We start from the raw sequence: 25,729 nt of genomic DNA on the forward strand, positions 1-25,729 counted from the left end.
TCCTCTGGTGCGGAGGGTGGTTGGGTGGGACATCAGTGCTCCCCGGCGGGTACGGTCGTGGCGGTACGGGCGGTGGCGGCGGTCGTGACGGTGACGGCGGGGACCGCGCGGGCCGCGGTCTCGGCGCGGCGGGCGCCGCGCTCGATCCGGCGCTTCTGACGTCGCGTCAACTGCCCGGGGCGCCGGCCGCCGAGCACCCGCGCGGTGACGAAGAGGATCAGCACCACGGCCATCAGGGTCAGCGCGGCGGCGAACGCCCGGGCGACCATCTCCGGGTAGGGCTGCTTGACGTAGTTCCAGATGTAGAGCGGCAGCGACACCTGGTGCTCGCTGAACGGGTTGCCGTTGAACTGCGAGGTGAAGCCGGAGGTCAGCAGCACCGGCGAGGTCTCACCGACGCCGCGCGCCATGCCGAGCACCACCGCCGTGACCAGGCCGGGCCGGGCGGTGGGCAGCACCACGTTCCACACGGTGCGCCACTGGCTGCCCCCGAGCGCGTAGGACGCCTCGCGCAGCGTGCCCGGCACCAGTCGGATGACCACCTCGGCGGCGCGGGTGACGATCGGCATCATCATCACGGTGAGCGCGAGCGACGCGGCGAACCCGCTCTTCTCGAAGCCGAAGGTGAGGATCACGATGCCGAGGATGAAGAGCCCGGCGACGATCGACGGCAGCGCGGTCATCGCCTCGACCAGGGTCCGTACCGGGCGGGCCATCCGGCCGCCGACCTCGGACATGAAGACGGCCGCCGCGATCCCCAGCGGAACGGCGAACAGCGTGGCCAGGCCGAGCTGTTCGAGCGAGCCGACCACCGCGTTGAGCGCGCCGCCCGAGGTGATCGGGGAGAGCGCGGCGGTGTGGTCCATCGACTCGGTGAAGAAGTTGAGGTGCTTCGCCGCCTCCAGGCCGCGCAGCAGCACGTAGCCGATCTGGTCGGCGATCAGCGCCACCACCAGCAGGCCGGAGCTCCAGGCGACCACCGAGACCAGGCGCTCGCGCACCATCAGCGACCCCCACTGGAGCCGGCCGAGGGCGAAGTAGCCGACCAGGAAGAGCAGATACCAGCAGACCAGGAAGCCGAGCGCGCCGCTGAACGGCAGGATCCGCTCGTACAGCATCCAGTCGAGCGCCAGCGAACCGACGACGGAGCCGGCCAGCGTGAACACGTCCTCGCGGGTGACCCCGCCGAGCTTCACCCGCTTCTCCGGGCGGGGCGGCTCCGGCGCCGACGGGACGCCGGCCGGCGCGGGCGCCGTGACGGGTGGCAGGTCGAGCGTGGTCATCGGGTCGTCCCTTCACGGGCGGGCGGCAGCGGGAGGCGGGCGTCAGACAGTTGAGTCATCGTCAGTCCGCCGTGGCCGAGCCGGAGCGGGACCGGTTGATCACGAAGCCGGCCGCCAGGTTGACCAGCAGGGTGAGCGCGAAGAGCACCAGTCCCGCCGCCATCAGGGCGGAGAGCGAGAGGGTGTCCGACTCCCCGAAGCGCAGGGCGATCAGCGCGGAGATCGAGTTGGCGCCGTTCTCCAGGATGTGCGTGATCGTCTTGAAGTTGGGCGAGATGATCAGCGCGACGGCGATGGTCTCGCCCATCGCGCGCCCGAAGCCGAGCATCACCGCGCCGATCACACCGCCCTTGCCGAACGGCAGCACCACCGTGCGCACCATCCCCCAGCGGGTGGAGCCCAGCGCGTAGGCGCCCTCCCGCTCGCCCTGCGGGGCCTGCGAGAAGACCTCCCGGCTCAGCGAGGTGACGATCGGGATGATCATCAGGGAGACGACCACGCCCGCGATGAAGGTCGAGGAGGTGTACGAGGTGCCGATGTCGCCGGTGCGCACCTTGAGGAAGGGGATGGCGTCACCGAGGTGGTTGGCCAGCCAGCGGACGAAGCCGATGATCCTCGGCTGGAGGAAGAACAGCCCCCAGAGGCCGTAGACGATGCTGGGGATCGCCGCCATCAGGTCGACCAGCGAGACCAGTGTGGCCCGCAGCCGCTGCGGCGCGTACTCGGAGATGAAGACCGCCGCCGTGAGCGCCACCGGCACCGCGATGACGAGGGCGATCAGGGCGATCAGCAGACCGTTGGGCAGCACGGCGGCGATGCCGAAGTTGTGCGCCTGGGTCTGCCACTTCTGCTCGGTGAGGAAGGACCAGCCGACCTCGGTCAGCGCGTCCGAACCGCGCAGCAGCAGGAAGAACGCGATCAGCCCCATGATGGCGAAGACCGAGAGGCCGGCCGCGCGCAGCAGGCCGCGGAACACCCGGTCGCCGGGCGTGGCGGGGGCGGTGATGGTGCGGGGTACATCGGGGTCGGGCTGTCGGTCTGGTTGGCGTGGAGCCCCGGCGTAGGGTGCCGCGGGCTCGGCGGCGGCTGTCATGGTCTGCTCTCCGGCGCGCTCGGTACGGAAGTGCTCGGGTACAGGGAGATCCCGGAGGCGAGGCCCCCGGGAAGGGGACTCGGCGGGGCCAGGACGGCGGCCCCGCCGAGTCGATTGCCGGGAGCGTCAGTGCCTGCGGCGCAGCCGCGCCCAGCCGGAGCGCAGTCCGGCCGCGGCCTTCGCTCCGGCGGGGGTGCCGCCGAAGAAGAGCGCCGCCGGGCCGCCGACCAGCAGCACCAGGCCCGCGATCAGCGCGATCGGCAGGAGCAGGCGGGCGGTGCCGGCCCGGTCGGCCGCCGGGGTCCCGGCCGCCACCGGAGCGGCTGCCAGCGGGCCGCCGGACGGGCTCGGCGTGGCGCCGGGCTTGCCGCCGGGAGCCGCCGGGGTGCCGGCCGCCGGGGCGCCCGTGGTGCCGTCCGGGCCGAGGCCGCCGACGGTTCCGCTGCCACCGGTGCCGCCTCCGCCGGAGGTCGTACCGGCACCGGTGCCACCGCCGGTGCCCGAGGTGTCGGTCGCCGAGGTGATTCCGCCACCGGTACCGCCGGTGGTACCGCCGTCGGTGCCGCCGGTCGTACCGCCGTCACCGCCGTTGGGCGGCGCGGGCGGGGCCACCTGGTTGCCGGGCAGCTTGCCGTCCTGGGCCTCGACGTGGTCGGCGGCTTCCTGCGCCTGCTGCCGCTGGGCGTTGGTCAGGCCGAGGAAGCCCGGTGCGAGCTTGCCGGGCTCGGTCCCGTAGACCTGGCCCGCGCCGCTCACCGTCTTGACGAACCGCGAGATCGCGGCGGCCTTGTCCTGCCCGACGCCGGCCGTGGGCACCATCGCGTACTGAACGGTGGTGAGGGGGTAGGCCTGTGCGTCCCGGGAGAACTCGGTCCCGGCCTGGCCGTACGGCAGTTCCTGCGTCCCGGTGGCGGCATCGACGGGCATGTCCGCCAGTGCGGCCTGGAAACCGGAGGTGGACGGCGGCACGAGGGCCCCGGCCGGATTCAGCAGTGCCGCCTCGGGCAGCGAGAAGGCCTTGGCCTGGCCCGCGTCCATGATGGCGAACAGGGTGCGGGTCCCGCGGTCCATCGCCGGGCAGGCCTCGTGAGCACCGGCGCTGTTGGGGTCGAGGTTCACGCAGTTGGGCTGGTTCTGCAGAAGCTTGCGGACCACCCCGAGCAGCCCGTCGGCACCGACCGGGTTCCACTCGTACTGCTTCATGTGCCGGAAGTACTCAGGCAGGGCCGGGTCGTCCACACCGGTGTCGTCCTGACGCTGGAGGGCGTCGATCGGGAAGCCGGCGTACTTGGGCCGCAGGTAGAAGCTGTCAATGTGCATGCCCCACGGGTCCGGCTCACCGTTCAGGAACCGCGCGGCGTCCGGGTCGGCGGCGATCCACGAGGTCAGCTGGTAGGTGAGGTCGGTGATACTGCCGACGACGGTCGGCAGGAACCGACTGCAGCTCGTCGGCCAGTGGATCCCGTTCTCGGCGGTCTGCGGATTCAGCTTCAGGAACTCCGGGTCCTGGAAGACACAGGTCGGATTCCCCTCCACCGAGGCGATCTTGGCGCCCTGCGCGGAGTACGACTGGGTGAGCAGCTTGGCCAGCAGTCGCGCGTTCAGCCGGAGGTCCCGGATCTGCCGCCCGGTCGTCGGGTCGTCGACGACGAAGACGACGGACGTCCCGGTGGTCGCGAGCGGGGCGTAGACGTACGGCCGCGCCGGCGGACTGCGGTCCGGTCGGGCCGTCAGCGCGACATCCGGTCCGGAGCCGCCGAGGAAGTCCCCGCGGGCCTGGGGCTCGCCGCCCGCCGGGGTGTACTGGATGGACATCGGGTTCTGGTCCAGGCAGAGACCGGTGCGCCACTGCTGCATGGCCCGGTTGGCCATCTCCAGGCCCGCCGCCTTGAAGGCCGCCGCCGCGGCCTTGCAGTCGCTCGGAGTCGGCGCGAACGACAGCGGCACGACGGCGCGGTGCTCCCACGCACACATCTCGCCGATCATGAAGCCATCGTTCATACCGGGCTTCCAGCCGTACTGGTACTGCAGGAAGCCGTCGGTCGTGGTGTCGAAGGCGTAGTCGATATCACTGGAGTGGTCATTGCAGTCGGGCTGCCCGTTGCGAGCGGCCCAGCCGTCGAGCGGGTCCCCGCCGTAGTTCGGCTCGACCACCAGGGAGCAGGGGTGGGTCGCGTCACAGCCGAGCGAGGGACTCTGCTGACCGGTCCAGACCTCGATGCTGGTGGCCCCGGAACCGTCCGGCCCGGTCGGCGCGACGACCATGTTGGTCGGGAAGTCCGGCGCGGTGGTGCCCGGGGGCGGCGCCGGCTGCAGGAACCCCTTGGCCGGATCCGCGTTGTAGACCGCGGTGCCGTAGCAGTCGGTGATCTTGGGGTCCGTACCGCGGCACTGGTAGACGCGGACCGCGTAGGCGAACGAGGTGTTGCCCCGGGGCACCACCGTCACGGGCTTTCCGCGGACGATGTCGACCGTCGGTGTGAAGCCGCTCCAGGACACCTGGAGCACCTGGTTGCCGAGGTTGCTCGCCTGCGAGACGGTGACGCTGCCCTCGGGGCCGTACGTCTCGGTCGCCGGCAGCCACACCTTGGGGCCCTTCACCGTGAGCGAGCTCGCGGCCTGCGCCTGCGGCAGCGCCCCGATCCCGATCGGCACCACCCCGAGCGCCGCCACCACTCCCCAGACGAGCGCGAGCGCCGGTAGCCTCCGGCGCCACCACCCGGGATGTCTCCGGTCGGGCAGGCGGATTCTCATGCTGGGCACCTCCGTGCGATCCCGCACCACCGTTACGCGGCGCGGAGGATGGATCAGGCTGCGAGCGGCCGGCGATTCCGGTACGCATCCATTCGGCCAGCCATAGATGGCCGGATTCGGTCGGCCTGATGTACGAGGGCCCAACGTGGTGACTCTGTAGCGGAGTTGGGAACTCCACAACGGGGGGCGGGCCCACGCCGTCGCGCGGGCCCGCCGAACTGCCTTGAGGCACGGGAGAGATCAGCTGCCGGCCGTGAAGGTCAGCGAGAGCGAACCGAGGGACTGGCCGCCCTTGAAGAAGGTGGTGTTGAGCTTGGAGTCCACGTACTGCGCACCCTCCGCGTCCACCTGGAGGTCGGCGGCCGTCAGGGTCTGGGTGGCGCCCACCTTGGTGACCTGGGTGTCGCCGGCCGGGTCCAGCAGCGCCACCGGGGCGGTGCCGTCCACCGGCACGCCGGTGAGCTGCCAGCTGTCGGCGCTGAACGCGAGCTGCTTGAAGACCGCGCTCTTGCCGGTGAAGACGTTGATGAAGAGCAGGCCGCCGCCGAGCTGGACGTTGCCGTAGTAGCCGGCCAGATTGACCTGACCGCCCGTCACCGGGAAGGTCGTCGAGAAGCCCGAGGTGTTGTCGTAGGACGGAGTCGCCGAGGGAAGCGGGATGACCACCACACCGTTGAGAGCGGAGTCCTTCAGGAAGGTGGTGTTCTCGTGCACCACCACGCTGCCGGTCGGGGCCGTGGCCGCCGGGGCGGCGGCAGCCACACTGCTGGCACCGGTGACGGCGAGGACGACGACGGCACCGGTGGCGGCCAGGCGGGCGCGGGTACGGGACATGCTGAGCTCCTTGGAGAGTGAAGGTTGTGCTGGGTGGAACACCGGCCCGGAAGGCCGGCCACCGGCTGCCCGGATCCCGTGAACACGCACCGGGGATCCGGGAAGCCGAAGTTCTTTTGGGGTCACCGGCGCCGCACTCGCGCAGTCACCACTCGCGGGCCGGTCGCTAGATGGTGGAACCGCACGAGAAGGCCGGCAGCGGCAGGAAGCCGTAGCTCTTGATCGTGTCGATGCCGTGCCCGCAGACCCGGCCGAGGCCGGGCGTCCCGAAGACGGCACGCAGCGCGGCCCCCGTTGGAGGTCGACGGGAGTTCAGCACCCCGACGGGCAGCTCATGACAGTCGCTAGGGGTTCTGGATGGTGCTGCCGCACGCGGTGCCCGGCAACGGCAGGAAGCCGTAGCTCTTGATCACATCGGTGCCGTTCTTGCAGATCCAACCATTGCGGCCGGCCATGCCGAAGATGTTGCGGAGCGCGGCACCGTGGGCGTCGGCCGCCATCCATTCGCTCTCACGGACGACGTTGTAGACCGTCCGCCCGAAGACCATGGAGGCGAACTGCGGGCTGAGCGTGTTGGCGGCGGTGAACGGCGAGATGCCGTCAATGCTGCGGACGGCCAGGCTGCCGGGCGCGTCGGTACCGCTGCTGTGGCCGCCGTAGACCTGGCCGATGTAGTGCGCGACCGAGTAGGGGAAGACCACGTCCGGGTCGTCCAGGGCCGGGTCGGTGCCCTCGTTCTCCTGCGGGCCGGTGGTGACGCAGCCGCCCAGAGCCGGGTTGCCCAGCGCCTTCAGGAAGAAGCTCCGGGTGTCGGAGGTGTACCGGGGCAGGTAGGGCTTGATCGCCGCGTTGGGCAGCGCGGGGTCGATCTGCTGCCAGTTGGTGACGTAGCACTCGTAGATGGACTTGAGCTGCGCCGTGCTCAGACTGCCGGGTGCGTGGCCGCCGGCCTTGGCCGACCAGGTCACCGCGTCCTTCGCGAAGGCCACGAAGACGTTGCTCTGGGGGTCCTGGGTCCCCGGGTCCAAGAGCTCCGGCCCACGGGAGGAGCGGGCGAAGTCCACCGGGCTCCGGGGTTCCATGAGTTTCAGAATGCCGGGCCGCGTACCGTGCGGCCGGGAGATCGGAGCGGTGCCCGCCCTCACCGTGATGAGCGCACTGCCGTTCGCGTCCCAACTGCGCAGGCGCGGCGAGGCGGTGTCCCCCAGGCCGGCCAGATAGGCGTTGTACCCGGCGGACAACTCGTTGAGCACCCCCTCGGTGTCCTCGGTACCCACACCCACGATGTCGGTCGCCGACGGCGTGACCGCAGGGTCGGCAACGGCCGTACCGACGGTGCCGGTGGCCGTCACTGTGATGACCAGGGCCAGACCGGCGAGCAGCTTGACAGAGGTCTTTCGCACTGTTGCCAGGACTCCTTGAATATCCGTACTCGGCGCCGGATCCGGCCCGGCGGCCGGGGGTTCAGCACCCCCGGCCGCCTGGTTGGTGACGGTGGATCAGACGGTGTTCTGGATGGTGCTGCCGCACGCGGTGCCCGGCAGCGGGAGGAAGCCGTAGTTCTTGATGATGCTGGTGCCGTTCTTGCAGATCCAGCCGTTGGTGCTGGCCGGGCCGAAGATGTTGCGGAGCGCGGTGCCGCGGGCGTTGCTCGCGGTCCAGTCGCCCTGACGGACCACGTTGTAGACCGTCCGGCCGTACGGGGTGGCGGCGAACTGCGGGCTGAGCGTGTTGGCGGCGGTGAGCGGCGAGAGACCGTCAACCGTGCGGATGGTCAGGCTGCCGGGCGCGTCGGTGCCGCTGCTGTGGCCGCCGTAGACCTGGCCGATGTAGTGCGCGACCGAGTAGGGGAACAGCGAGGCGGGGTTGGTGAACGCCGCGTCGGTGCCCTCGTTCTCCTGCGGGCCGGTGGTGACGCAGGGGCCCAGGGCCGGGTTGCCGATCGCGGTCAGGAAGAAGGCCCGGGTGCCGGAGTCGCTCTGGGGCAGGTACGGCTTGATGGTGGTGCCGGCCGGCACGGACGGGACGATCGTGTGCCAGTCGGTGGTGCCGCACTCGTAGATGGACTTGAGCTGGACGGTGGTGAGGTCGGCCGGGGCGTAGCCGGTGGCCGGGGCGGACCAGGAGACCGCGTCCTTGGCGAAGGCCACGAACACGTCGGTGGTCGGGTCGCCACCGGGGTTCGCCTTCGGGCCACGCGAGGAGCGGGCCACGTCGACCGGGCTGTTGAGCGCGTTCAGCGCGGTGATGCCGGCGCCGGAGCCGTTCGGACGGTTGAAGTTGGAGACGCCGGCCCGCAGGTTGATGGTGGCGGAGCCGGTCGCGTCCCAGCTGTAGTAGCGCGGCGAGGTGGTGTCGCCGATGCTCGCCAGGTAGGCGTTGTAGTCGGTGGAGAACTGGTTCGACACGGCCTGGGTCGTGTCGGAGCCCACGCTCACGATGTCCGTGGCGGCCGGGGTGACCGTCGGGTCGGCAATGGCGGTGCCACTGGCGATCGTGGCGACCGAGGTCGCGAGAGCGGCGACGGCGAGCAGCTTGGCAGCGGTCTTGCGCATGTTCCTGTTCCTCCGGTGGGAGAGACGTACATCGCTGTACCCGGGCCCTGGTTGGGGGCCCGGGGCCGGTGACCGCGTCCGCGGCGGTCCGTCCGGCAGAGCTGATCCTGTCCGGCTCGGAGGTTCCGCCGGAAGGGTGGTCGACGACGGGCGGAGATTGTCGATACGTCGGTTCAGACAGGTTTAGCGACTGGTCAGCGCGGGCGTGGAGGGGCAGAAACACGCAGGTCGCAGGCCTGTGACGTTCTTCTCCAGGTGGCGGTTCGGGAGGCTGCCGGAAACCTGGGCTTCACCGGAACGGCGCGCACGGGGCAGCGGTAGCCACGGCGGGCGGACGTGCGGGGAGTGCCGGGCGGGCCGGGAGCGCGGGAACGCCGGAGCCGGGGCGGGCGGGAGGGCGCGAACGGGCCGACGGGGGAAGAAACGAACGGCCGGCAGGGGCGCGCAGCGTCACCAGGGCCAGCGGGTGTCACGGCCGGCCCGCCGCAGTTCCTGGCCGACCCAGTGGAGCCCGGCCAGGAAGCCGTCCACCCCGGCCTGGCACTGGTCGCGCCGCAGATAGCCGCGGGCGCTGCGGGCGATCGGGCCGGCCTCGCCCGCGCCCGGCCGGGTGCTGCGCACCGGCAGGTAGGCGGTCCACACCCAGAGCCGGGCCTCGGACTGTCCGACGGTGCACCGCAGCGCGGCCCGTTCGATGATCAGTTCTCTGACCGCGTCGGCGAGTTCGTCCTCGCTGCGGTAGGTGCGCACGCCGACGCCCAGCTGCCGCCCGTTGGCGGCGCGCAGCGCCCAGCCGACGCACTGGCCGGCCGCGGGGACGGTCAGCAGTCTCGGACCACGCCGCTCAGCCCGCATCGGACGGTCTCAACGGGACTCTGATGTCGGTGAGTTCGTGACCGGGATGCTTGGCCAGCAGCGCCACGAACCGCCGGAAGGCGTTCTGGCAGGTCGCGTACCGCTCGTACGCGCGGCTGGAACGCACCTCGGGGAGGGTGCGGGAGCCGGGGACGACCCAGATCCAGCCGATGCCGTCCCGGACATGGGTGATCCGGGCGACCAGCCCGTCCGCGCCGGCCCGTAAGCCGTCGAAGCCGCGCTCGGCCTCACCGGCCGTCTCGTACGCGGCCGGGGTGATCGCCACCACCCGGCCGTTGGGCGCCTTCAACTGCCAGCGGTACCGGCCGTCCGGCGCCCGTTCGGTCCGGAACCCCCCGCGACCTGCCCCTGCTGCGGTGTGACCGCGACCTGACGCGTCCACTGCTCCCCCAGTCCGGTACCTCTCCGAGACGGGAGTAAAGCTATGTGTGCACACGAGGGCGCCGGAAGGGAGGGAAATGCACAACTTGCTCCGTTGGCCGGGAAGTTCTCTCTCGTTAAACTTTCACCGGGTGTACACCAACTGGACGCCGTCCTCCCTTTCCGTGCACAGGGCGTTCGAAACCGGCCGGACACGCAGAGCCAGACGCCCAGAGCCAGAAGCCCAGAGCCGGGCCCCTCAGAGCCGAACGTTCAGAGCCGGGCGGTCCAGCACACCCTCGTGCCCTTGCCGTACGGGCCCGGCTCGTGCCACGCGTCGCCGCCGAGCACCTCCGCCCGCCGGGTCAGGTTGCGCAGGCCGCTGCGGCGCCCACCGGGCGGAATGCCGACGCCGTCGTCCGTCACGGTGAGCAGCACACCCGGCCGCCCGGCCCGGTCCAGCGACTCCGGGCCGCCGCCCATCGGGTGGCCCTCGTCGTCCAGGTGCACGGTCGCGTCGATCTCCACCCCGACCCGCGAGGCCCGCGCGTGCCGGGCCGTGTTGGAGAGCATTTCCCGTAGCGCCGCCAGGAGTTGACGCCCGGTATTCTCGCCGACCAGGCTCTCCACCGGCCCGGTGAAGGTCACCGACGGCTTGAACCCGAGCGCCGCCGCGGCCTGACTGCCCTCCCGCAGCACCCTGGTCCGCAGGGTGTCGGGGGCGTCGCCGTGGTTGTCGTGCTGCAGTGCGTAGATGGTGGTGCGGACCTCCTGGATGGTGGCGTCCAGCTCGTCCACGGCCTTGCCGATGCCGACCTTCACCTCGGGGACGAGGGCCCGCCGGGCGGCGCTCTCCAGCATCATCCCGGTGGCGAACAGCCGCTGGATCACCAGGTCGTGGAGGTCCCGGGCGATCCGGTCGCGGTCCTGGAAGACGGCCAGGCGCTGCTGGTCCCGCTGGCCCTCGGCGAGCCGCAGGGCGAGCGCGGCCTGTGAGGCGAAGGTCTCGGCGAGTTGCTTCTCCGAGTCGGTGAACGGCAGCGCGCCGCGCGAGCGCCACACGCAGAGCCCGCCCAGTACCCGGCCGGCCGCGACCATCGGCACCGCCATCGACGGACCGAAGCTGCGCGCCAGGCGGATCACCACGGTCGGGTCGCTGGACATGTCGTCCAGGTAGACGCTCTCGCCCTGCAACAGCCGCGCGGCGAAGCTGTCCTGCGGCAGCAGCTCGCCCCGGACGAACTCGGCCGCCTCGCCCGAGGCGTGGGCCACCCGCATCTGGCCGTCCGCGGGCCCGCCGCTGGTGGGCAGCAGGATCATGCCGAGCGCCGCGTCCGCCAACTCCCGTACCTGCTCGGCCGCGACGGTCAGCGCCACCTCGGCCTCGTCGGTGGAGAGCAGCGCCGTGGTGACGGCGGCCGCGCCGGCGATCCAGCGCTCCCGCCGCCGGCCCTCCTCGTACAGCCGCGAGTTCTCGATCGCCACGCCGGCCGCGGCGGCGAGCGCGTGCACGACCTGCTCGTCCTCGGGGGTGAAGGCGCCGCCGCCCTTCTTCTCGGTGAGGTAGAGGTTGCCGAAGACCTCCTCCCGGATCCGGATCGGCTCCCCGAGGAAGGTCCTCATCGACGGGTGGTGCGGCGGGAAGCCGGACGAGCGCGGGTCGGCGGTGAGGTCGGTGAGGCGCAGCGGCTCGGGGCGGTCGATCAGCGCGCCCAGGATGCCCCGCCCGGCAGGCAGTTCGCCGATCTCGGTGGCGGTCTCGTCGTCCACCCCGACGTGGATGAAGTCGGCCAGTCCGTGTCCGCCCGGCGCGATCACCCCGAGCGCCGCGTACCGGGCGTCCACCAGTTCCGCCGCGCCGGTGGCGATCCGGTGCAGGGTGGCGTGCAGGTCCAGCCCGGACCCGACCGAGACCACCGCCTCCAGCAGCCGCTGCATCCGGTCGGTGACGGCCGCCGCCGACTGCAGGCGCTCCGCCACCTCGGTGACCAGCGTGTCCAGCCCGAGCGAGGAGATCTCGGGCACCCGGTGCGGCGCCGGATCGGACGGCGTCGGGCCGGGTGCGGCGGCGGAGAGGTCTGGCGTGGGGTCCATGAAGACGAGCGTAGTTTGTACGGTTTTCTGCCGAAGGACGGCACGGCCGCCCGGCATCAGTTTCCGACCGGCGCCCCGGCCCGGTCGGGGGCGGCAGGCCCGCTCCCCGGCGCGTCCACCAGCCCGTCCGCCTCCTGCTCCCGTTCCCACATCGCCCGCAGCCGGCCGCCCCGGTCCGCCACCAGGGCCGACCAGGTGCCGCGTTCGGCGACCCGTCCGGCGTCCAGCACCAGGACCTCGTCGACCGTGGTGTCGTCCAGGCCGGCCAGCCGGTGGGTGATCAGGACGGTGGTGCGGCCCGCGGTGGCGGCGAGCAGGTCGGCGGTGAGGGCGTCGGCGGTCGGCAGGTCCAGGTGCTCGGCGGGCTCGTCGAGGACCAGCACGGGGAAGTCGGCGAGCAGCGCGCGGGCGAGCGCGAGCCGCTGCCGCTGGCCGCCGGAGAGGCGGGCGCCGTGCTCGCCGACCATGGTGTCCAGACCGGCCGGGAGGGTGTCGGTCCAGTCCAGCAGGCGGGCGACGGCGAGCGCCGCGCGCAGCTCGTCCTCGGTGGCCGCCGGCCGGGCCAGCCGGAGGTTCTCCCGCAGCGAGCTGTCGAAGACGTGGGCGTCCTGCGCGCAGAGCCCGATCACCCGCCGGACGTCGTCCCCGGCGAGCTCCCGGCTGTCCACGGCCGGTGGACGGCCGGCGGCGAGGGTGACCGTGCCCGCCGTCTGGTCCAGGAAGCGCAGCAGCGCCTGGGCCAGCGTGGTCTTGCCGGAGCCGGACGGGCCGACGACCGCGATCCGGCGCCCGGCGGCGAGATCGAGGTCCACCCCGGTGAGCGCGGACTCGGCCTGTCCGGGGTGCCGGACGGTCAGCCCGCGGACGGCGATCGGCAGCGGCTGCCCGGGCAGCGCCGCCGGGGCGGCGGGCTCGGCGACCACGGCCGGCGCGTCCAGCACCTCGCGCAGCCGCGCCGAGGCGGCCCGGCTGCGCTGGCGGGCCTGGACGGCGAGCGGCATGCCGGTGACGGCCTCGAAGGCGGCCAGCGGGGTGAGCACGACGACCGCCAGGCAGACCGGCGCCAGCGCGCCGGCCCGCACGCCCTGGACGCCGACGGCCGCGGCGGCGGCCACCGTCAGCCCGGTGAGCAGCGCGATCAGGCCGGTGCCGAGCGCCGTGGTGGCGGCCGACCGGGCGGCCAGCCCGGTCAGCGCGGAGTCGGCGGAGCGGACGGCGGCCAGCCGGCCGGGGAGCGCCCCGGCGACGGTCAGCTCGGCGGTGCCGGTGAAGGTGTCCACCACGGCGGTGGCCAGCCGCCCCCGGGCCGGCGCCTGCCGCCGCTCGGTGCCGGCCGACCAGCGGGCGGCCAGCGCGGGCACCACGGCCCCGGCCAGCAGCAGCCCCAGCCCGAGCACGACGCCGGCGGCGGGCAGGAACAGCCCGAGCGCGACGGCGGAGGCCAGCGAGACCACGGCCGCCACCGCCGCCGGCAGCCGCCAGCGCAGGTAGTGGTCCTGGACCGCGTCGACGTCCGCGACCAGTCGCGACAGCAGGTCCCCCCGGCGGAACGCGGGCAGCCCGGCCGGGGCGAGCACGGTGAGCCGCCGGTGGACGGCCGCCCGCAGCGTGCCGAGGGTCCGCAGGACGGCGTCGTGCGAGACCAGCCGCTCGGCGTAGCGGAAGACGCTCCGCCCGATGCCGAAGGCCCGGACCGAGGTGACGGCCATCATCAGGTAGAGGACGGGCGGCATCTCGGAGGCGCGGGAGATGAGGTACCCGGAGGTGGCCATCAGGGCGACCGCGCAGCCGAGGGCGAGCGAGCCGAGCAGGACGGAGAGCGCGAGCCGCGGCGTGGTGGCCTCGGCGGCGGGGTCGTCCTCGCCCGGGTCGGTGGCGGGCACCGGCCGGCCGTCGTGCGTGAGCCGGGGCGGGCGGGCGGCCGCGGCGGCCATCGGGGCGGGCCCGGCCAGCCGTACCCGCTCGTCCGCCACCGCCAGCAGGGCCGGGCGGTGGGCGACCAGCAGCACGGTCCGTGCCGGGTCCTCGGCCAGTGTCCGGACGGCGGCCACGACGGCCGCCTCCGACTCGCCGTCCAGGTTGGCGGTCGGCTCGTCGAGCAGCACCAGCGGCCGGTCGTCGGCGAGCAGCACCCGGGCGAGCGCCAGCCGCTGCCGCTGGCCGGCCGAGAGCCCGGCGCCGTCCTCGCCCAGCACGGTGGCGAGCCCCTGCGGCAGCCGGTCCACGAAGTCCAGCGCGTGCGCGGCGCGCAGCGCGGCCCGCAGTTCCGGTTCGTCCGCGTCCGGCCGGTACAGCCGCAGGTTGTCGGTGATGGTGCCGGCGAACAGGTGCGGGTGCTGCGGCACCCAGGCGATCTGCCGGCGCCAGCTCTCCGGCGCCAGCTCGGCCAGGTCGTACGTCCGCCCGTCGGCGGCGGTGATCCGGACGGTGCCGGTGTCCGGCGTGGTGAGGCCGAGCAGGACGGCGAGCAGGGTGCTCTTGCCGGCCCCGCTCGGGCCGGTGAGCGCGACCGTGCCGCCCGGGCGGAGGGTCAGCGAGGCGTCGTCGAGGGCGGGCCCGGTACGGCCGGGGAAGGTGACGGTGAGGTCTTCGGCCGTGACGACGGCACCGGCGAGGGCGGGTGCCGCCACCGTGCCCGCCGCCGGCAGCGGGGTCTCCAGCACCTGGAAGATCTCGTCCGCCGCCGTCAGCCCCTCCACGCTGGAGTGGTAGAGCGCGCCGACCTGGCGGATCGGGAAGTACACCTCGGGCGCGAGGATCAGGACCAGCAGCCCGGTCTCCAGGTCCAGCGTGCCGTCCACCAGCCGGAAGCCGATGGAGACCGCGACCAGCGCGACGGACAGCGTGGAGAGCAGCTCCAGCGCGAACGAGGAGATGAAGGCGATCCGCAGGGTCCGCAGGGTGGCCCGGCGGTAGTCGGCGGTGATCCGGGCGATGGTGGCGGCCTGGGCCCGGGCCCGGTTGAACACCTTGAGGGTGGGCAGCCCGGCGACCACGTCGAGGAAGTGGTGCGAGAGCCGGGAGAGGGTGTCCCACTGCCGGTCCATCCGGGACTGGGTGGCCATCCCGATCAGCACCATGAACAGCGGGATCAGCGGCAGCGTCCCGGCGATGATCGCGGCGGAGGCGAAGTCGGCACCGACGATCCGCAGCAGCACGATCACCGGCACCACGACGGAGAGCGCCAGCTGCGGGAGGTAGCGGGCGAAGTAGTCGTCGAGCGCGTCGATGCCGCGGGTGGCGAGGGTGGTGAGTTCGCCGGTGCGCCGGCCCGCCAGGTAGGCCGGGCCGAGCGCGGTGGCGTGGTCGAGCAGCCGGCGGCGCAGGGTGGACTTCACCCGGGCGACGGACCGGTGCGCGGTGAGTTCGGTGAGCCAGCCGACCAGCCCGCGCCCGAGCGCGGTCAGCGCGAGCAGGACCAGCGGCGTGGTCAGCTCGCCGAGGGCCGCGCCCTGCTGGAACGCCCGGACGACGATCTCGGCGATCAGGCTCGCCTGGGCGACCACCAGGGCCGCGCCCGCCCCGCCGAGGACCACCGATCCGGCGAGGAAGGCACGGGTGGTGCGGGCGTACCCGAGGAGTCGGGGGTCGACCGGCTTCACGGGGTCAGGCCTTGTCGAGCGCGGCGGCCGGGTCGTGCCCGGGGATGTGCTGGACGCCGATCCGCTTGCGGAACACCCAGTACGTCCAGCCCTGGTAGAGCAGCACGAGCGGGGTGAAGACCGCGGCGACGATGGTCATCAGCTTCAGCGTGTACGGCGAGGACGAGGCGTTGGAGACGGTCAGGCTCCATTCGGTGTTGAGGGTGGACGGCATCACGTCCGGGAAGAGCGCCAGGAAGAGCATCGCGACGGCGGCCACCACGGTCGCCCCGGAGGCGATGAACGCCCAGCCCTCGCGGCCCAGCTGGTTGGCCACCAGGGCCGCCACCAGGGCCAGTACGGCGATCACCATGGCCACGAGGCTCCAGCCGTTGCCGTTGTCGGCCTGGGTCCAGACCAGGAAGGCCAGCGCCAGCACGGCCGTCACCAGGCCGGCCCGCAGCGCCATGACCCGCGCCCGCTCCCGGATGTCGCCGACCGTCTTGAGCGCGGCGAACACCGCGCCGTGGAACGTGAACAGCGACAGCGTCACCAGGCCCCCCAGGATGGCGTACGGGTTGAGCAGGTCCCAGAAGCCGCCAACGTAGTTCTTCTGCTGGTCGATGTCGACGCCGCGGACGATGTTGGCGAAGGCCACGCCCCAGAGGAAGGCCGGGATCAGCGAGGTCCAGAAGATGGCCTCCTCCCAGTTCCGCTGCCAGCGCTCCTCCGGGCGCTTGGCCCGGTACTCGAAGGCGACGCCGCGGACGATCAGGCAGACCAGGATGATCAGCAGCGGGATGTAGAAGCCGCTGAACAGCGTCGCGTACCAGTCGGGGAAGGCCGCGAAGGTGGCCCCGCCGGCGGTCAGCAGCCAGACCTCGTTGCCGTCCCAGACCGGGCCGATGGTGTTGATCAGTACCCGCCGCTCGGCACGGCCGCGGGCCAGCGGCTTGGTCAGGATGCCGATGCCGAAGTCGAAGCCCTCAAGGAAGAAGTAGCCGATCCACAGGACGGCGATGAGGATGAACCAGACGTCGTGGAGTTGCATTTCGGATCCTCAGTAGGCGAAGGCGAGCGGCTTGTCGGCGTCGTCCTCGGAGGACGGGCCGCGCAGCGTCGGGTCCTTGGCGGGCGGCTCCTCGGCGGTGACCGGGCCGGCCTTGGCGTACTTGACCAGCAGCCGCACCTCGACGACGGCGAGGATCGCGTACAGCAGGGTGAAGGTGGTCAGGGCGCCGATCTGGGTGCCGATGCCGACGTTCGGCGAGACGGCGCTCGCGGTGGTCATCAGCCCGAAGACGGCCCAGGGCTGGCGGCCCATCTCGGTGAAGATCCAGCCGAAGCTGTTGGCGATCAGCGGGAACCCCATGGTGAGGATGCCGATCCGCCAGCTCCACTTGGTGAGGAACGGCCCGAGCTCGCGCTTCGGGGTGAGCATCAGCCGGGGCACCTCGGTCTCGCCGGTGCGGAACTCCGGTGCCAGGAACCGCTTCTTCCGGGTGGTCCAGAGTCCGATCAGGCCGGCCATGAAGGAGGTCATCCCGAAGCCGATCATGAGGCGGAAGCCCCAGTACGTCACGAAGATGCTCGGGATGTAGTCCTTCGGGTCACCGCCGTACTTGGCGGCCTCGGCCTGGGCGGTGTCGTTGATGCCCGGGACGGAGGAGCTGAAGTCGCTGTTGGCGAGGAAGGAGAGTATCCCCGGGATCTCCAGCTCGACCGAGTTGTGGCCCTTGCTGACGTCACCGACCGCGAAGACCGAGAACGGCGCGGGCGCCTGGGTGTCCCAGAGGGCCTCGGCGGCCGCCATCTTCATCGGCTGCTGGCGGAACATGACCTTGGCCAGCGAGTCGCCGCTGAGCGCGGTGCCCAGACCGAAGATCACCGCGAGGACCAGGCCGAGCCGCAGCGAGGTCCGCATCACGGCGGTCTTCTTGGGGTCGGCCGTCTCCGGCTTGCGCTTGGCCTTCCAGAGGTGGAAGGAGGCGATGCCGACCATGAAGGCCGCGCCGGTGAGGAAGGCCGCGGTCAGGGTGTGCAGCACGACGGTGACGGTGGTGTCCTGGAACAGCACCCGCGCTATGTCGGTGAGCTGCGCCTTGCCGGTCACCGGGTCGATCGAGTAGCCGACCGGGTGCTGCATCCACGAGTTGGCGGCCAGGATGAAGTAGGCCGAGAGCACGGTGCCGAGTGCGACCATCCACATGCAGGCGCAGTGCAGCTTCTTCGGCAGCTTGTCCCAGCCGAAGATCCAGAGCCCGATGAAGGTGGACTCGAAGAAGAAGGCGATCAGCGCCTCCATCGCGAGCGGGGCACCGAAGACATCACCCACGAACCGGGAGTAGTCCGACCAGTTCATGCCGAACTGGAACTCCTGGACGATGCCGGTGACCACGCCCATCGCGATGTTGATCAGGAAAAGCTTCCCCCAGAACTTGGTGACGTGGAAGTACTTCTCCTTGTTCGTCCGCACCCAGGCGGTCTCCAGCCCGGCCACGATGGCGGCCAGGCTGATGGTGAGCGGGACGAAGAGGAAGTGGTAGACGGTGGTGATGCCGAATTGCCATCGCGCGATGGTCTCGTGAGCGATTGCCAGTTCCACGTCGCCCTCTCTCCAACTGACCCTGTCATAGGGCACATTCAGGACAAACTTCATCTATAGCTGTAGACCGCTGCCCAACCGCGCAAGCTTGTCCGCTTGTGAACGTGAACACGTTCACAAGGGAAGTATCCACGATGCTTACGAGCGGCCCGCAGGCGGGGTGGGGGTTGACCAGCGATGTTGTGCGCACAGTCTGCGGACCCGCCCGGCGCCGCCACAACAAGCGGGCCGGGCGCGCACCGCGGCAATCTTGGCCGATCCGTCGCTTGACAGACGGGGCAGGCCCAGGCCGATCGGCAGGATCCGGCCGCACCGCTGCCGCTCCGCCCTGGATGGCTACAGTGCGTCCATGACTCTTTCGGCGGCGATGATCACAGTGGACTGCGCGGAGCCGCAGGAGCTCGCCCGGTGGTGGGCGGCCGCGCTGGACGCGGAGATCGTCCAGGACTTCGGCGAGTTCGTCGCGGTCGGCGCGGAGCCGGTGACTCTGGGATTCCAGCGCGTCCCCGAGGACAGGCAGGGCAAGAACCGCGTCCATGTGGACTTCGCGTCGCAGAGCCGCCCCGATGAGGTGGACCGGCTGGTGGGCATGGGCGCAACAGTCGTGAGCGAGCACAGCGTGCCGGGTCTGGCCTGGACCGTTCTGCGGGACCCCAACACACGCGATTACCAGTTCTGTGCAGCTTAGCCGCAGGTCAGCACCAACGACAGAGCCCCGCCCGGCGCTTGGCCGAACGGGGCATCTTGCTATCGGGGTGGACTCACTCGGAGGGGCGAACGTCGTGGTGCGGCACTGCCCAGCAGTCACGCGACCAGAACCGGGTAACCCCGTCTGTCCACGGTCGGCAGTCGTTCGCCGTACGGGGCTCGTAGCGGACCGCGTAGCGGGCTCCGGCGAGGATCTGCCACCCGTCCCGCTCGCACCGCAGCAGACCCCTTGTGTTGCCCCTGCGGGTGCCGTCCGGAAGCCGCCTGATGAACACCCGAGCCATCACGCCACCGGCCCAGCGAGAGCGTGTGCGCCGGGGTAGGTGTATCCGGGGTCGGGGAGGCCCAGCACCACCGCGCGGAGCGCTTCCCGCCGCTCCCACTGGCGCTGCCTCTCGTCGTACTCGCGTTGCATCTCGTCCAGCTCGGCGAGCCATGCACCGTGGTCTATGTACGGGCGGAACACTGTGCCCGTGTACAGCTCGCGTGACTCGGCCCACGGTCCGCGCAGGTGGGGCCGAACAGCCCCGGATATGGGTATCGGAGTAGAGGCGGAGCCGGTTGCGGAGCGGTATCGGCTGCGTGCCGGAAGGCCGAGAACCAGGACTCGGAGTATGGCCAAAACGATAAGATGACGCACGTCGGCAGCTCCCTAATAGCTGTGCGGACGAATGGCCCCGGTGACTGGTCGCACAGTCCCGGGGCTTCTTTGGTTGGCGGTGCGGATTTCGACCGTACTCAACTCCTATAGGTACGTCTAGATACGTTCATGCTCGTAGCGAAACGCGCGAGGTCGTTTGGGTCGCCCTACGCTTTTGAGCATGGACGTAACCCCGATCGACCCGGACGCCGAGGCGCACCCGTATCAGCAGATTGCGGCGGACATCATCCGGGCCATTCAGTCCGGGGAACTGCGAGTCGGGGCCCGCGTGCCGTCCGAGAGCACGTTGATCCAGGCATACGGCGTTGCCCGGAACACTGCCCGCCATGCGGTCGAGCACCTGCGCTCCGAAGGGTGGGTCCGGACCCTTCCGCAGCGCGGCACGTTCGTGGCGGACCGCACTGGCCAGACCACCGGAGACCAGCAGGCCCCGCCCACCGGACTTGACCAGTAGGGCGGAGCCGGGTGGGCGCGGGTCAGGCTCGGACGAGTTCGGCAGCGCGCTGCCCCAGGTCTGCGGCGCCGGGGATTCCGCGACGGGCCCAACTCGTCATTGTGGTACGGACTTTGTGAAGGTCCTTCTTGTGCCGGTCCGAGACGACTCCGTCCATGAAGTCCAGCGACTGGCCCCAGATCCCCACGGCTTCGTCGTGGCGCCGCTGGGCAGCGACGGACCGGGCCAGGTTCCCGAGCGTCAGGGCGTGAATGCGCCGGAACGCCTCGGGGTCACGACCGGCGAGGGCGGCCCGGTGGTGTCGCTCGGCCGCCTGGTGGTCTTTCAGTTCGGCCAGCGTCTTGGCGGTGTGAGAGGCAACGGTGGCCGCTACCGGCCCGGTAGCCGCCGTGAAAGACGCGGGCGGCGTCGCGGTGTCGAGCATGGCGTCCTCGGCTGCGAGAAGCGCCGCCGCAGCCCTCTTCCCGCTTCCCATGGCTCCGTACGCCCTGGCGCTCGTGATCAGCAACAGGGCCTCGGTCTGCGGGTCCACCTTCCCACGCGCCCGCCGTAGGGACTCCTCCGCCAGTTCGACGCAGAACTCCGGCTGCTTGAGGTTGAGAGCCTGATGGGCGAGAGCGCGCATCATCCAGGCTCCGTGTCCTGTCGGATCGCTCTCGCAGGCAAGTTGGTAGCCGAGGAGGTAGTACCGCTGTGCGGCGCCCTCCCGGCCCAGGTCGTGGTACTTCCAGGCGGCGAGGTACGACAGTTCGGCCGCCGCGCCGTAGGCGTCCCGGCGAATCGCTTCGGAGGGGTACACGGCCTGGAGCATCGGCACCACCGTGTCGGTCAGGTAGGTGGTCACCGCACTCAGCCCGTGCCCACCCCCAAGACGCTCGTCAGCGGCAGTGAACACGCTGGTGATGTGCCGGACGGTGGTCACCTCGCCGACACCCACCCTGCCGCCGGTCCTTCCTGCTCGCAGGGTGGCGGCGACCGCTTGGTGATCGTAGGTCAGCGGCAGTGCCACGGCGGCGGTGGCGAACGCACTGGCGAGGAAGTCACGGCGGGACTGCATCACGGCTCTCCCGAGGTCGGCGGCGGTGGCCAGCGGGTCGGCACTCATAACCTCCCCGATCGCTTCCGACCCTAATCCGATCTCCGCAACGGTCACCTTGCGACGCGTCCTCCGGGTGAGCGCCTCGGCAAGGTACAGCGGAGTGCGCCCCGTGGGGGTTCCGCCGGCCACCCAGTGAGCGACGGCCGAGGGTGCCGTTGCCAGGTGCTCCCCCGCCTCGGAAGCGACCGCGCGCACTGTCGTCGCCAGTGCCTGGTACGTGCATCCGGCCTCGGCGATGGCACGGGCCAGTGCCTCGTTTGGTGTCTTAGTGTCCGTCAACTGTCGCCCCTAATTGCGATCTTGAACGGGTTGAACGGGATCGGTGTGCTCCCACCGTACCCCCGGAGCGTGACTGGCTGTTCACTGATTGCACCGACAGGTCAGGGGCTCCCGCCCGGCCGGTACGGCAACACCGGCCGCAAGCCGCGCGGTGGACCCGCCAGCGGTTCGCAGACTCCTCTCCGAACCTCGGAGGGGAGCACCAATCCGCAGTAGTTCCCATGGAAGGAGCAGGACTATGCCCGCCAACATCGAGGTCAGCAACCTGACGCGCGGCCTGGACCACTCGGTGCCGGACGGCGACTTCGCGCCCGTGGCCGTCGCGTCCCTGACCCGGAACCTGGACCACATGGTCCCGGACGGCGACTTCGCGCCCGTGGCCGTCGAGGTCTGACAGCAACTCACAGTTGATGCCGTGTAGTTGACGGCAGGGCGGGTCGGCTCGGGCAGCCACCGGGCCGACCCGCATCGCCTCACAGCCCCGAGCAAGGAGAATCCGCAGTGAGCACCAGCATCGCCACCAGCGTCCCGGCAGGCTCCTTCTTCGACCTCAGCCGGAAGGACCCGGAACTTCTCCGCCTGCGGGAGGAGGGTGCCGAGAGCACCTTGCCGTTCGCCCTGATGGAACGCCTCATCAAGTCCGGCACCCCCTACGCACAGCACGCCCGTTCCCTGCGCAGCGAGAACGTGACCGTGGCCGGTGTGTCCTTCGACTGGTTCGACGCCCAGCTTCCCGGCGAGATCGCCGACGAGATCAGCCTGACCAACTACGAGATCGCCGAGCACACCAACGACCGCCGCGAGGCGCTGTCCGAGGCGTTGGACCGGCTGTCGCTGGTCCACCCCGAGGGATTCGCCCGCGTGCGCGAGTTCGTCCGTGGCCTGCTGTGGGTCGGGCTCAGGCCCGGCGTCCGCGCTTCTTCGCTGACCAGTTCCAGTGACCCGGCGCTCCCGTACGTCGTCGTGTTCTCCGACAAGGCCCGGCACCACATCCCCCCGAACACGGTCAGCCCGGAGCCGTCTCCCCGCTTCCTGGCGGAGAACCTGCTGCACGAGGGGACGCACCAGTCGATCAGCTTCCACGTCCTTCAGCACCAGGTCTTCGCGGACGGGTACTCGTCCAAGGAGTCGCCGAAGATCGAGATCCGGTGGCGAGCGGGGCAGGGTGTCGCGCGCAACCAGCACTGGGAGGTGGACCGGGCCTTCCACGCGACCTGTGTCTACAACCAGTTGTTGAGGTTCCGCCGCACCGAGCTGGACCGCAACGACCTGACCCCCAACGAGCGTGCGTGCTTCCAGGCCGCCTATGACGAGGGCCTGCCCGCCGTCCGCTACCTCATGCGCGAACTCGAACTCCTGAGTGAGAACTTCACCCCGCACGGGGTGGAGCTGCTGGCCGACCTGCGCCAGCAGACCGACCGCCTGTAGTGCCACTCTGAGCAGAACCGAACGAGGAGGGTCCGGTGCTCCAGCACCTCATCACACAAGACGCCGGCCTGCGGATGGTCCCGACCGACCGGGACAAGTTGACCACGGGGGTTGGCCAACTCCTTGACGATCTACGAGCCTTGCCCGAGGGCGCCGACCCCGCTCGCACCCGGACCCTGTCCAGGTGGATCGGCATCGGGCAGATGTGCTTGGGCCACCACGCGGAGGCCCTGACGTTCCTGCGGCAGTCGCTCGACTTGGCCGCAGCGAGCGGCAACACCCGAGCGGTCGTCGCCACCAGCCTCAACCTCGGCGACGCCCACCGCTACGCCGGTGACATGCGGGCAGCGGACGCGCTCTACCGCAGCGCCCTGGGGACCGCGCGGAGCCACCACCCGGAACTGGTGGACTTCGCGCTCCAGCACACCGGTAAGTATCTGATGGAGCGCGGTGAACTCGTGGGTGCTGAGGCTCATCTCCGGGAAGCGCTGCGGCTGCGGATCGCCAAGGGCGACACCGAGCTGATCGGCTCCACACAGGCAGCGCTCTCGCGGGTGGAACTGCTGATCGACCGCGCCGCCGCACCGGGATCGGACGACACCGTGCCTCGCCAGTGGAACGGCCGGTGGACCACGTGGCTCCAGTCCCACACCACCGCCCGCAGCCCGGACCGTTGGGCGGAGGACTTCCCCGCCATCCGGGGCGCCGTACGCGGGCTGACCGCGCATCAGCGAGTCCACCCGCGACACCTGCGCGACCAGCCGTTCCCGGCTGAGCTGATCACCGCGATGGCGCAGGAGGCAGAGCAGGCCCTGACCACCAGCGGCTACCTTCACAACGGCAAGTGGAACGCGGCCGTGGGCGACGCCGCGAACCGGTTTGCCGGGCACGTCGATCTCGCCGCAGTCGTCACGGAATCCACCGGCCTGGAAGTCGAGCAGCCGCACAACGGCGTCTACATCGCCTACCTGGAGGAGGGGCAGTTCCTCGACTTCCACGTTGATGAGTTCGGGTTCGGCGAAGCCAACCTGATCCTCTGTCTCAAGCACGAGCGTTCCGCTGCGGCTCCCACCGTGAGCGCTACCGTCTTCATCGGCGCCGACGGCTACCGCGCATGCGATCTCGCGGCGGGCGAATGCGTCGTGTTCGATGGTGCGATCACCCCGCACGGAAGGACGCCCCTCGCCGCCGGAGAACGCGTGACCCTCATCAGCTTCGGATTCCGTGCCCGTGATGCGGCCAAGCGTTCGGCCGCTCACCTCCCGGCGGCCCCGCACTGAGCACAGCGGGCACCCGCGCTTCGCGTTGTCTGCGAAGCGATTCGCCAAACGCAGAAAGGCCCCGCCCCGTTCCCCGCAGTGGGAGAACAGGACGGGGCCCTTGCGATTCCGATACTTGATCAAGCGGCATGCTTGATCGGCGATCAATCCCAGATATCGGAGTCGTCATCCGGCTCGGGCGGCGCGATAGCCACGCGAGCACTCGGCGACAATCCCAACTCTCGAATATAGCGCGCAAGTTGGGAGCGGTACTGTGCCGCAATGGTGGCGGCACCATTCTTCACCGTGCCGCGCTCCGCCGTGACCATGAGTCCGCGTTCGGAAAGGTCACGCTCCGCCTGGTCGATGCGAGCCACGCAGACGCACAGATCCTTGACGGTCGAGTGGTCCACCTCGCCGAGCCCCGCAGCCACTTCGAGAATCGGCACAACACGCTGCCACTCAGCCGAAGCTACTTCCCGACAGCGGATATTGGCTGCTTGGATCTCGGCGGCCGGCGAGTCCTTGAACACGTCTCGCCAGTCGGGCTCGGCGAGAACAGCACGAGGGACAATCACCCCCTCTCTGATCTCGGCCTTTGACGGGTTCCCTTCGCGGGCCCGTATTGCCGCTGGCTTCGGTCGGTACCGATCAGCCATCGGTCTCCTTTCTTGCTCGCTGCAACGGCGCACGAGGCGTCCAAGAATGGCCACTGCTCCGGCGTGAGTTTTTTCCCTCCCTGCCGATCACCCTTGGGTACGGACGGGAGTACCCCCCTGGGCGGCGGGTCGCTCAGTCGCCCTCCGCGGCCACGTAATCCTCACGCTGGGAAACGAGAGTCTGATTGAATTCTTCGGCAAGCTTTGCCGATTCCTTCTCAAGCCGATCAACGATTTCATCGAGCATCTGCGCCGCGTAATACCGCTGCTCGGGCACGGTGACGGCCTCACCGATGGTCCGCTGTGCGCGCTGTGCTTCATCCATGACGTGCCCTCGCTTGTATCGCGCGGCCCGGTACTCGACATACGCCGCGAACCAGGGCTCCGCCGACAGCGCATCATAGAACCGCTCACGGGCTTCATCGCCGGAGTTCGCTGCCTCGCTGGCCCGCTCCGACCAGTTCCTAGCGAAGTCGCGGCTGTACTCGACCTCTCGTTCCGCGCGACGGGCCTTCTCGGCGTCCTCAGCGGCACGCAACTGCGCCTCGGCATCGGCCAGCGGGCCGGACACCTTATCGACCTGTGCGCGCAGCTTGGCGACCCGCTCGGCGGCCTTCTCGATCTCGGCACTCATATCAGTTGCCACCCTTCGTGGTGTCGCGCCCGAACTGGGCTGCGATCTTCTTCGCGTTCTCGTAGTAGCCGAGGGAAATGCGGACAGTGGTGCTCATGCGGTCGTACGCCTCGGGATTCGAGTCGCGCATTGCGGCCAGCTTCTCCATGCGCTCGCCTCGCTGCCACTCGGCAGCACGGGCCGCATCCTTGTCCCGGGGGCCGTCCAGATAGCCGAACCGGTCCAGGGTCTCGCTCATGGTGTTCTCTCCGTTCGCCGGCCGAGAGTTGTTTCGGCCTTCTATAGGCAGTAGGGAGCAGGCCTTGCCGGAGCCCTCGCGGGGCCTGCGGGCGGGGCCTGTCCCGGTAGGTATGGGGAGCGGTCCTTGCCCGCTCTCCCGCGTAAGCCGTGGAGGTGGAGGCTTCCGGCCAGCGGTGGCGAGGTGGCGAGAGCGGTCATTTTTCTGTTTTCTCTTATTTTTTCTATGCGTTCTAAAAAATAGGTAAGAACCACCACCCGCCACCCCTCTTGCCG

General features: G+C 70.6%; 23 protein-coding genes. 5 read left to right on the plus strand and 18 right to left on the minus strand.

What is annotated here, in order from left to right; translation table 11 throughout:
* Positions 1 to 32 precede the first annotated feature (32 nt).
* The 13 genes from pstA to ACIQIB_RS14000 all read right to left on the minus strand — a co-directional run bounded on the left by pstA (position 33) and on the right by ACIQIB_RS14000 (position 18,035).
* Entirely contained in the window at positions 33 to 1,283 is a 1,251-nt protein-coding gene (gene pstA, locus ACIQIB_RS13940) for a phosphate ABC transporter permease PstA (RefSeq protein ID WP_363605225.1), read from the minus strand.
* Between the two features lie 61 nt (positions 1,284 to 1,344).
* Positions 1,345 to 2,376, minus strand: coding sequence for a phosphate ABC transporter permease subunit PstC (pstC, locus tag ACIQIB_RS13945; RefSeq protein ID WP_363605224.1), 1,032 nt, complete (start codon positions 2,374 to 2,376; stop codon positions 1,345 to 1,347).
* 126 nt (positions 2,377 to 2,502) lie between these two features.
* The gene (locus tag ACIQIB_RS13950; protein ID WP_400758011.1) at positions 2,503 to 5,130 is read right to left on the minus strand and encodes a hypothetical protein; all 2,628 of its coding nucleotides are present in this window, start codon (positions 5,128 to 5,130) and stop codon (positions 2,503 to 2,505) included.
* A gap of 240 nt (positions 5,131 to 5,370) precedes the next feature.
* Positions 5,371 to 5,964, minus strand: coding sequence for a hypothetical protein (locus ACIQIB_RS13955; RefSeq protein ID WP_400758013.1), 594 nt, complete (start codon positions 5,962 to 5,964; stop codon positions 5,371 to 5,373).
* 166 nt (positions 5,965 to 6,130) lie between these two features.
* Positions 6,131 to 6,283, minus strand: coding sequence for a hypothetical protein (locus ACIQIB_RS13960; RefSeq protein WP_363605221.1), 153 nt, complete (start codon positions 6,281 to 6,283; stop codon positions 6,131 to 6,133).
* 25 nt (positions 6,284 to 6,308) lie between these two features.
* The gene (locus tag ACIQIB_RS13965) at positions 6,309 to 7,367 is read right to left on the minus strand and encodes a substrate-binding domain-containing protein (RefSeq protein ID WP_400758016.1); all 1,059 of its coding nucleotides are present in this window, start codon (positions 7,365 to 7,367) and stop codon (positions 6,309 to 6,311) included.
* Between the two features lie 96 nt (positions 7,368 to 7,463).
* Complete coding sequence (locus tag ACIQIB_RS13970; protein WP_363605218.1) at positions 7,464 to 8,519, minus strand: substrate-binding domain-containing protein; 1,056 nt, start codon at positions 8,517 to 8,519, stop codon at positions 7,464 to 7,466.
* 450 nt (positions 8,520 to 8,969) lie between these two features.
* Entirely contained in the window at positions 8,970 to 9,374 is a 405-nt protein-coding gene (locus ACIQIB_RS13975) for a hypothetical protein (protein WP_400758019.1), read from the minus strand.
* Complete coding sequence (locus ACIQIB_RS13980) at positions 9,364 to 9,684, minus strand: hypothetical protein (protein WP_363605216.1); 321 nt, start codon at positions 9,682 to 9,684, stop codon at positions 9,364 to 9,366. The genes ACIQIB_RS13975 and ACIQIB_RS13980 overlap by 11 nt, the downstream gene beginning before the upstream one ends.
* A gap of 344 nt (positions 9,685 to 10,028) precedes the next feature.
* Positions 10,029 to 11,693: a GAF domain-containing protein gene (locus ACIQIB_RS13985; RefSeq protein ID WP_400758103.1), complete on the minus strand. Its 1,665-nt coding sequence runs from the start codon at positions 11,691 to 11,693 to the stop codon at positions 10,029 to 10,031.
* Positions 11,694 to 11,905: 212 nt separating this feature from the next.
* On the minus strand, positions 11,906 to 15,451 hold the full coding sequence (cydD, locus tag ACIQIB_RS13990; RefSeq protein WP_400758021.1) for a thiol reductant ABC exporter subunit CydD: 3,546 nt from the start codon (positions 15,449 to 15,451) through the stop codon (positions 11,906 to 11,908).
* Positions 15,452 to 15,455: 4 nt separating this feature from the next.
* Positions 15,456 to 16,481 carry a cytochrome d ubiquinol oxidase subunit II gene (cydB, locus tag ACIQIB_RS13995; protein WP_400758023.1) on the minus strand — a complete coding sequence of 342 codons (1,026 nt, stop codon included), beginning with the start codon at positions 16,479 to 16,481 and terminating at the stop codon, positions 15,456 to 15,458.
* Between the two features lie 9 nt (positions 16,482 to 16,490).
* The gene (locus ACIQIB_RS14000) at positions 16,491 to 18,035 is read right to left on the minus strand and encodes a cytochrome ubiquinol oxidase subunit I (protein ID WP_400758025.1); all 1,545 of its coding nucleotides are present in this window, start codon (positions 18,033 to 18,035) and stop codon (positions 16,491 to 16,493) included.
* Between the two features lie 349 nt (positions 18,036 to 18,384).
* Here ACIQIB_RS14000 and ACIQIB_RS14005 point away from each other — a divergent pair, with 349 nt between their 5' ends.
* Entirely contained in the window at positions 18,385 to 18,723 is a 339-nt protein-coding gene (locus tag ACIQIB_RS14005; RefSeq protein ID WP_400758027.1) for a VOC family protein, read from the plus strand.
* A gap of 303 nt (positions 18,724 to 19,026) precedes the next feature.
* Here the strand turns inward: ACIQIB_RS14005 and ACIQIB_RS14010 are convergent, their stop codons facing one another.
* Positions 19,027 to 19,209 carry a hypothetical protein gene (locus ACIQIB_RS14010; protein WP_400758029.1) on the minus strand — a complete coding sequence of 61 codons (183 nt, stop codon included), beginning with the start codon at positions 19,207 to 19,209 and terminating at the stop codon, positions 19,027 to 19,029.
* A gap of 355 nt (positions 19,210 to 19,564) precedes the next feature.
* On the opposite strand from ACIQIB_RS14010, the gene ACIQIB_RS14015 reads away from it, so the two are divergent.
* Positions 19,565 to 19,858: a winged helix-turn-helix domain-containing protein gene (locus ACIQIB_RS14015; protein ID WP_400758031.1), complete on the plus strand. Its 294-nt coding sequence runs from the start codon at positions 19,565 to 19,567 to the stop codon at positions 19,856 to 19,858.
* 22 nt (positions 19,859 to 19,880) lie between these two features.
* Here ACIQIB_RS14015 and ACIQIB_RS14020 read toward each other — a convergent pair whose 3' ends face one another.
* Positions 19,881 to 21,236 (minus strand): tetratricopeptide repeat protein, encoded by a 1,356-nt coding sequence (locus tag ACIQIB_RS14020; RefSeq protein ID WP_400758033.1) that lies wholly within the window; start codon positions 21,234 to 21,236, stop codon positions 19,881 to 19,883.
* Between the two features lie 238 nt (positions 21,237 to 21,474).
* Between ACIQIB_RS14020 and ACIQIB_RS14025 the strand changes: the two genes are divergently transcribed.
* The 3 genes from ACIQIB_RS14025 (at position 21,475) to ACIQIB_RS14035 (ending at position 23,944) form a co-directional block, all read left to right on the plus strand.
* On the plus strand, positions 21,475 to 21,630 hold the full coding sequence (locus ACIQIB_RS14025; RefSeq protein ID WP_400758035.1) for a hypothetical protein: 156 nt from the start codon (positions 21,475 to 21,477) through the stop codon (positions 21,628 to 21,630).
* Between the two features lie 107 nt (positions 21,631 to 21,737).
* On the plus strand, positions 21,738 to 22,664 hold the full coding sequence (locus tag ACIQIB_RS14030; protein ID WP_400758037.1) for a hypothetical protein: 927 nt from the start codon (positions 21,738 to 21,740) through the stop codon (positions 22,662 to 22,664).
* 35 nt (positions 22,665 to 22,699) lie between these two features.
* Positions 22,700 to 23,944 carry a tetratricopeptide repeat protein gene (locus ACIQIB_RS14035; protein ID WP_400758039.1) on the plus strand — a complete coding sequence of 415 codons (1,245 nt, stop codon included), beginning with the start codon at positions 22,700 to 22,702 and terminating at the stop codon, positions 23,942 to 23,944.
* A gap of 143 nt (positions 23,945 to 24,087) precedes the next feature.
* On the opposite strand, the gene ACIQIB_RS14040 is transcribed toward ACIQIB_RS14035, so the two are convergent.
* The 3 genes from ACIQIB_RS14040 to ACIQIB_RS14050 all read right to left on the minus strand — a co-directional run bounded on the left by ACIQIB_RS14040 (position 24,088) and on the right by ACIQIB_RS14050 (position 25,454).
* Positions 24,088 to 24,582: a phage terminase small subunit P27 family gene (locus ACIQIB_RS14040; protein ID WP_400758041.1), complete on the minus strand. Its 495-nt coding sequence runs from the start codon at positions 24,580 to 24,582 to the stop codon at positions 24,088 to 24,090.
* A gap of 133 nt (positions 24,583 to 24,715) precedes the next feature.
* Positions 24,716 to 25,216: a hypothetical protein gene (locus tag ACIQIB_RS14045; RefSeq protein WP_400758043.1), complete on the minus strand. Its 501-nt coding sequence runs from the start codon at positions 25,214 to 25,216 to the stop codon at positions 24,716 to 24,718.
* 1 nt (position 25,217) lies between these two features.
* Positions 25,218 to 25,454 (minus strand): hypothetical protein, encoded by a 237-nt coding sequence (locus ACIQIB_RS14050; protein ID WP_400758045.1) that lies wholly within the window; start codon positions 25,452 to 25,454, stop codon positions 25,218 to 25,220.
* Positions 25,455 to 25,729: the final 275 nt, after the last annotated feature.

This window comes from Kitasatospora sp. NPDC092286, assembly GCF_044755565.1.
Taxonomy (GTDB): domain Bacteria; phylum Actinomycetota; class Actinomycetes; order Streptomycetales; family Streptomycetaceae; genus Kitasatospora.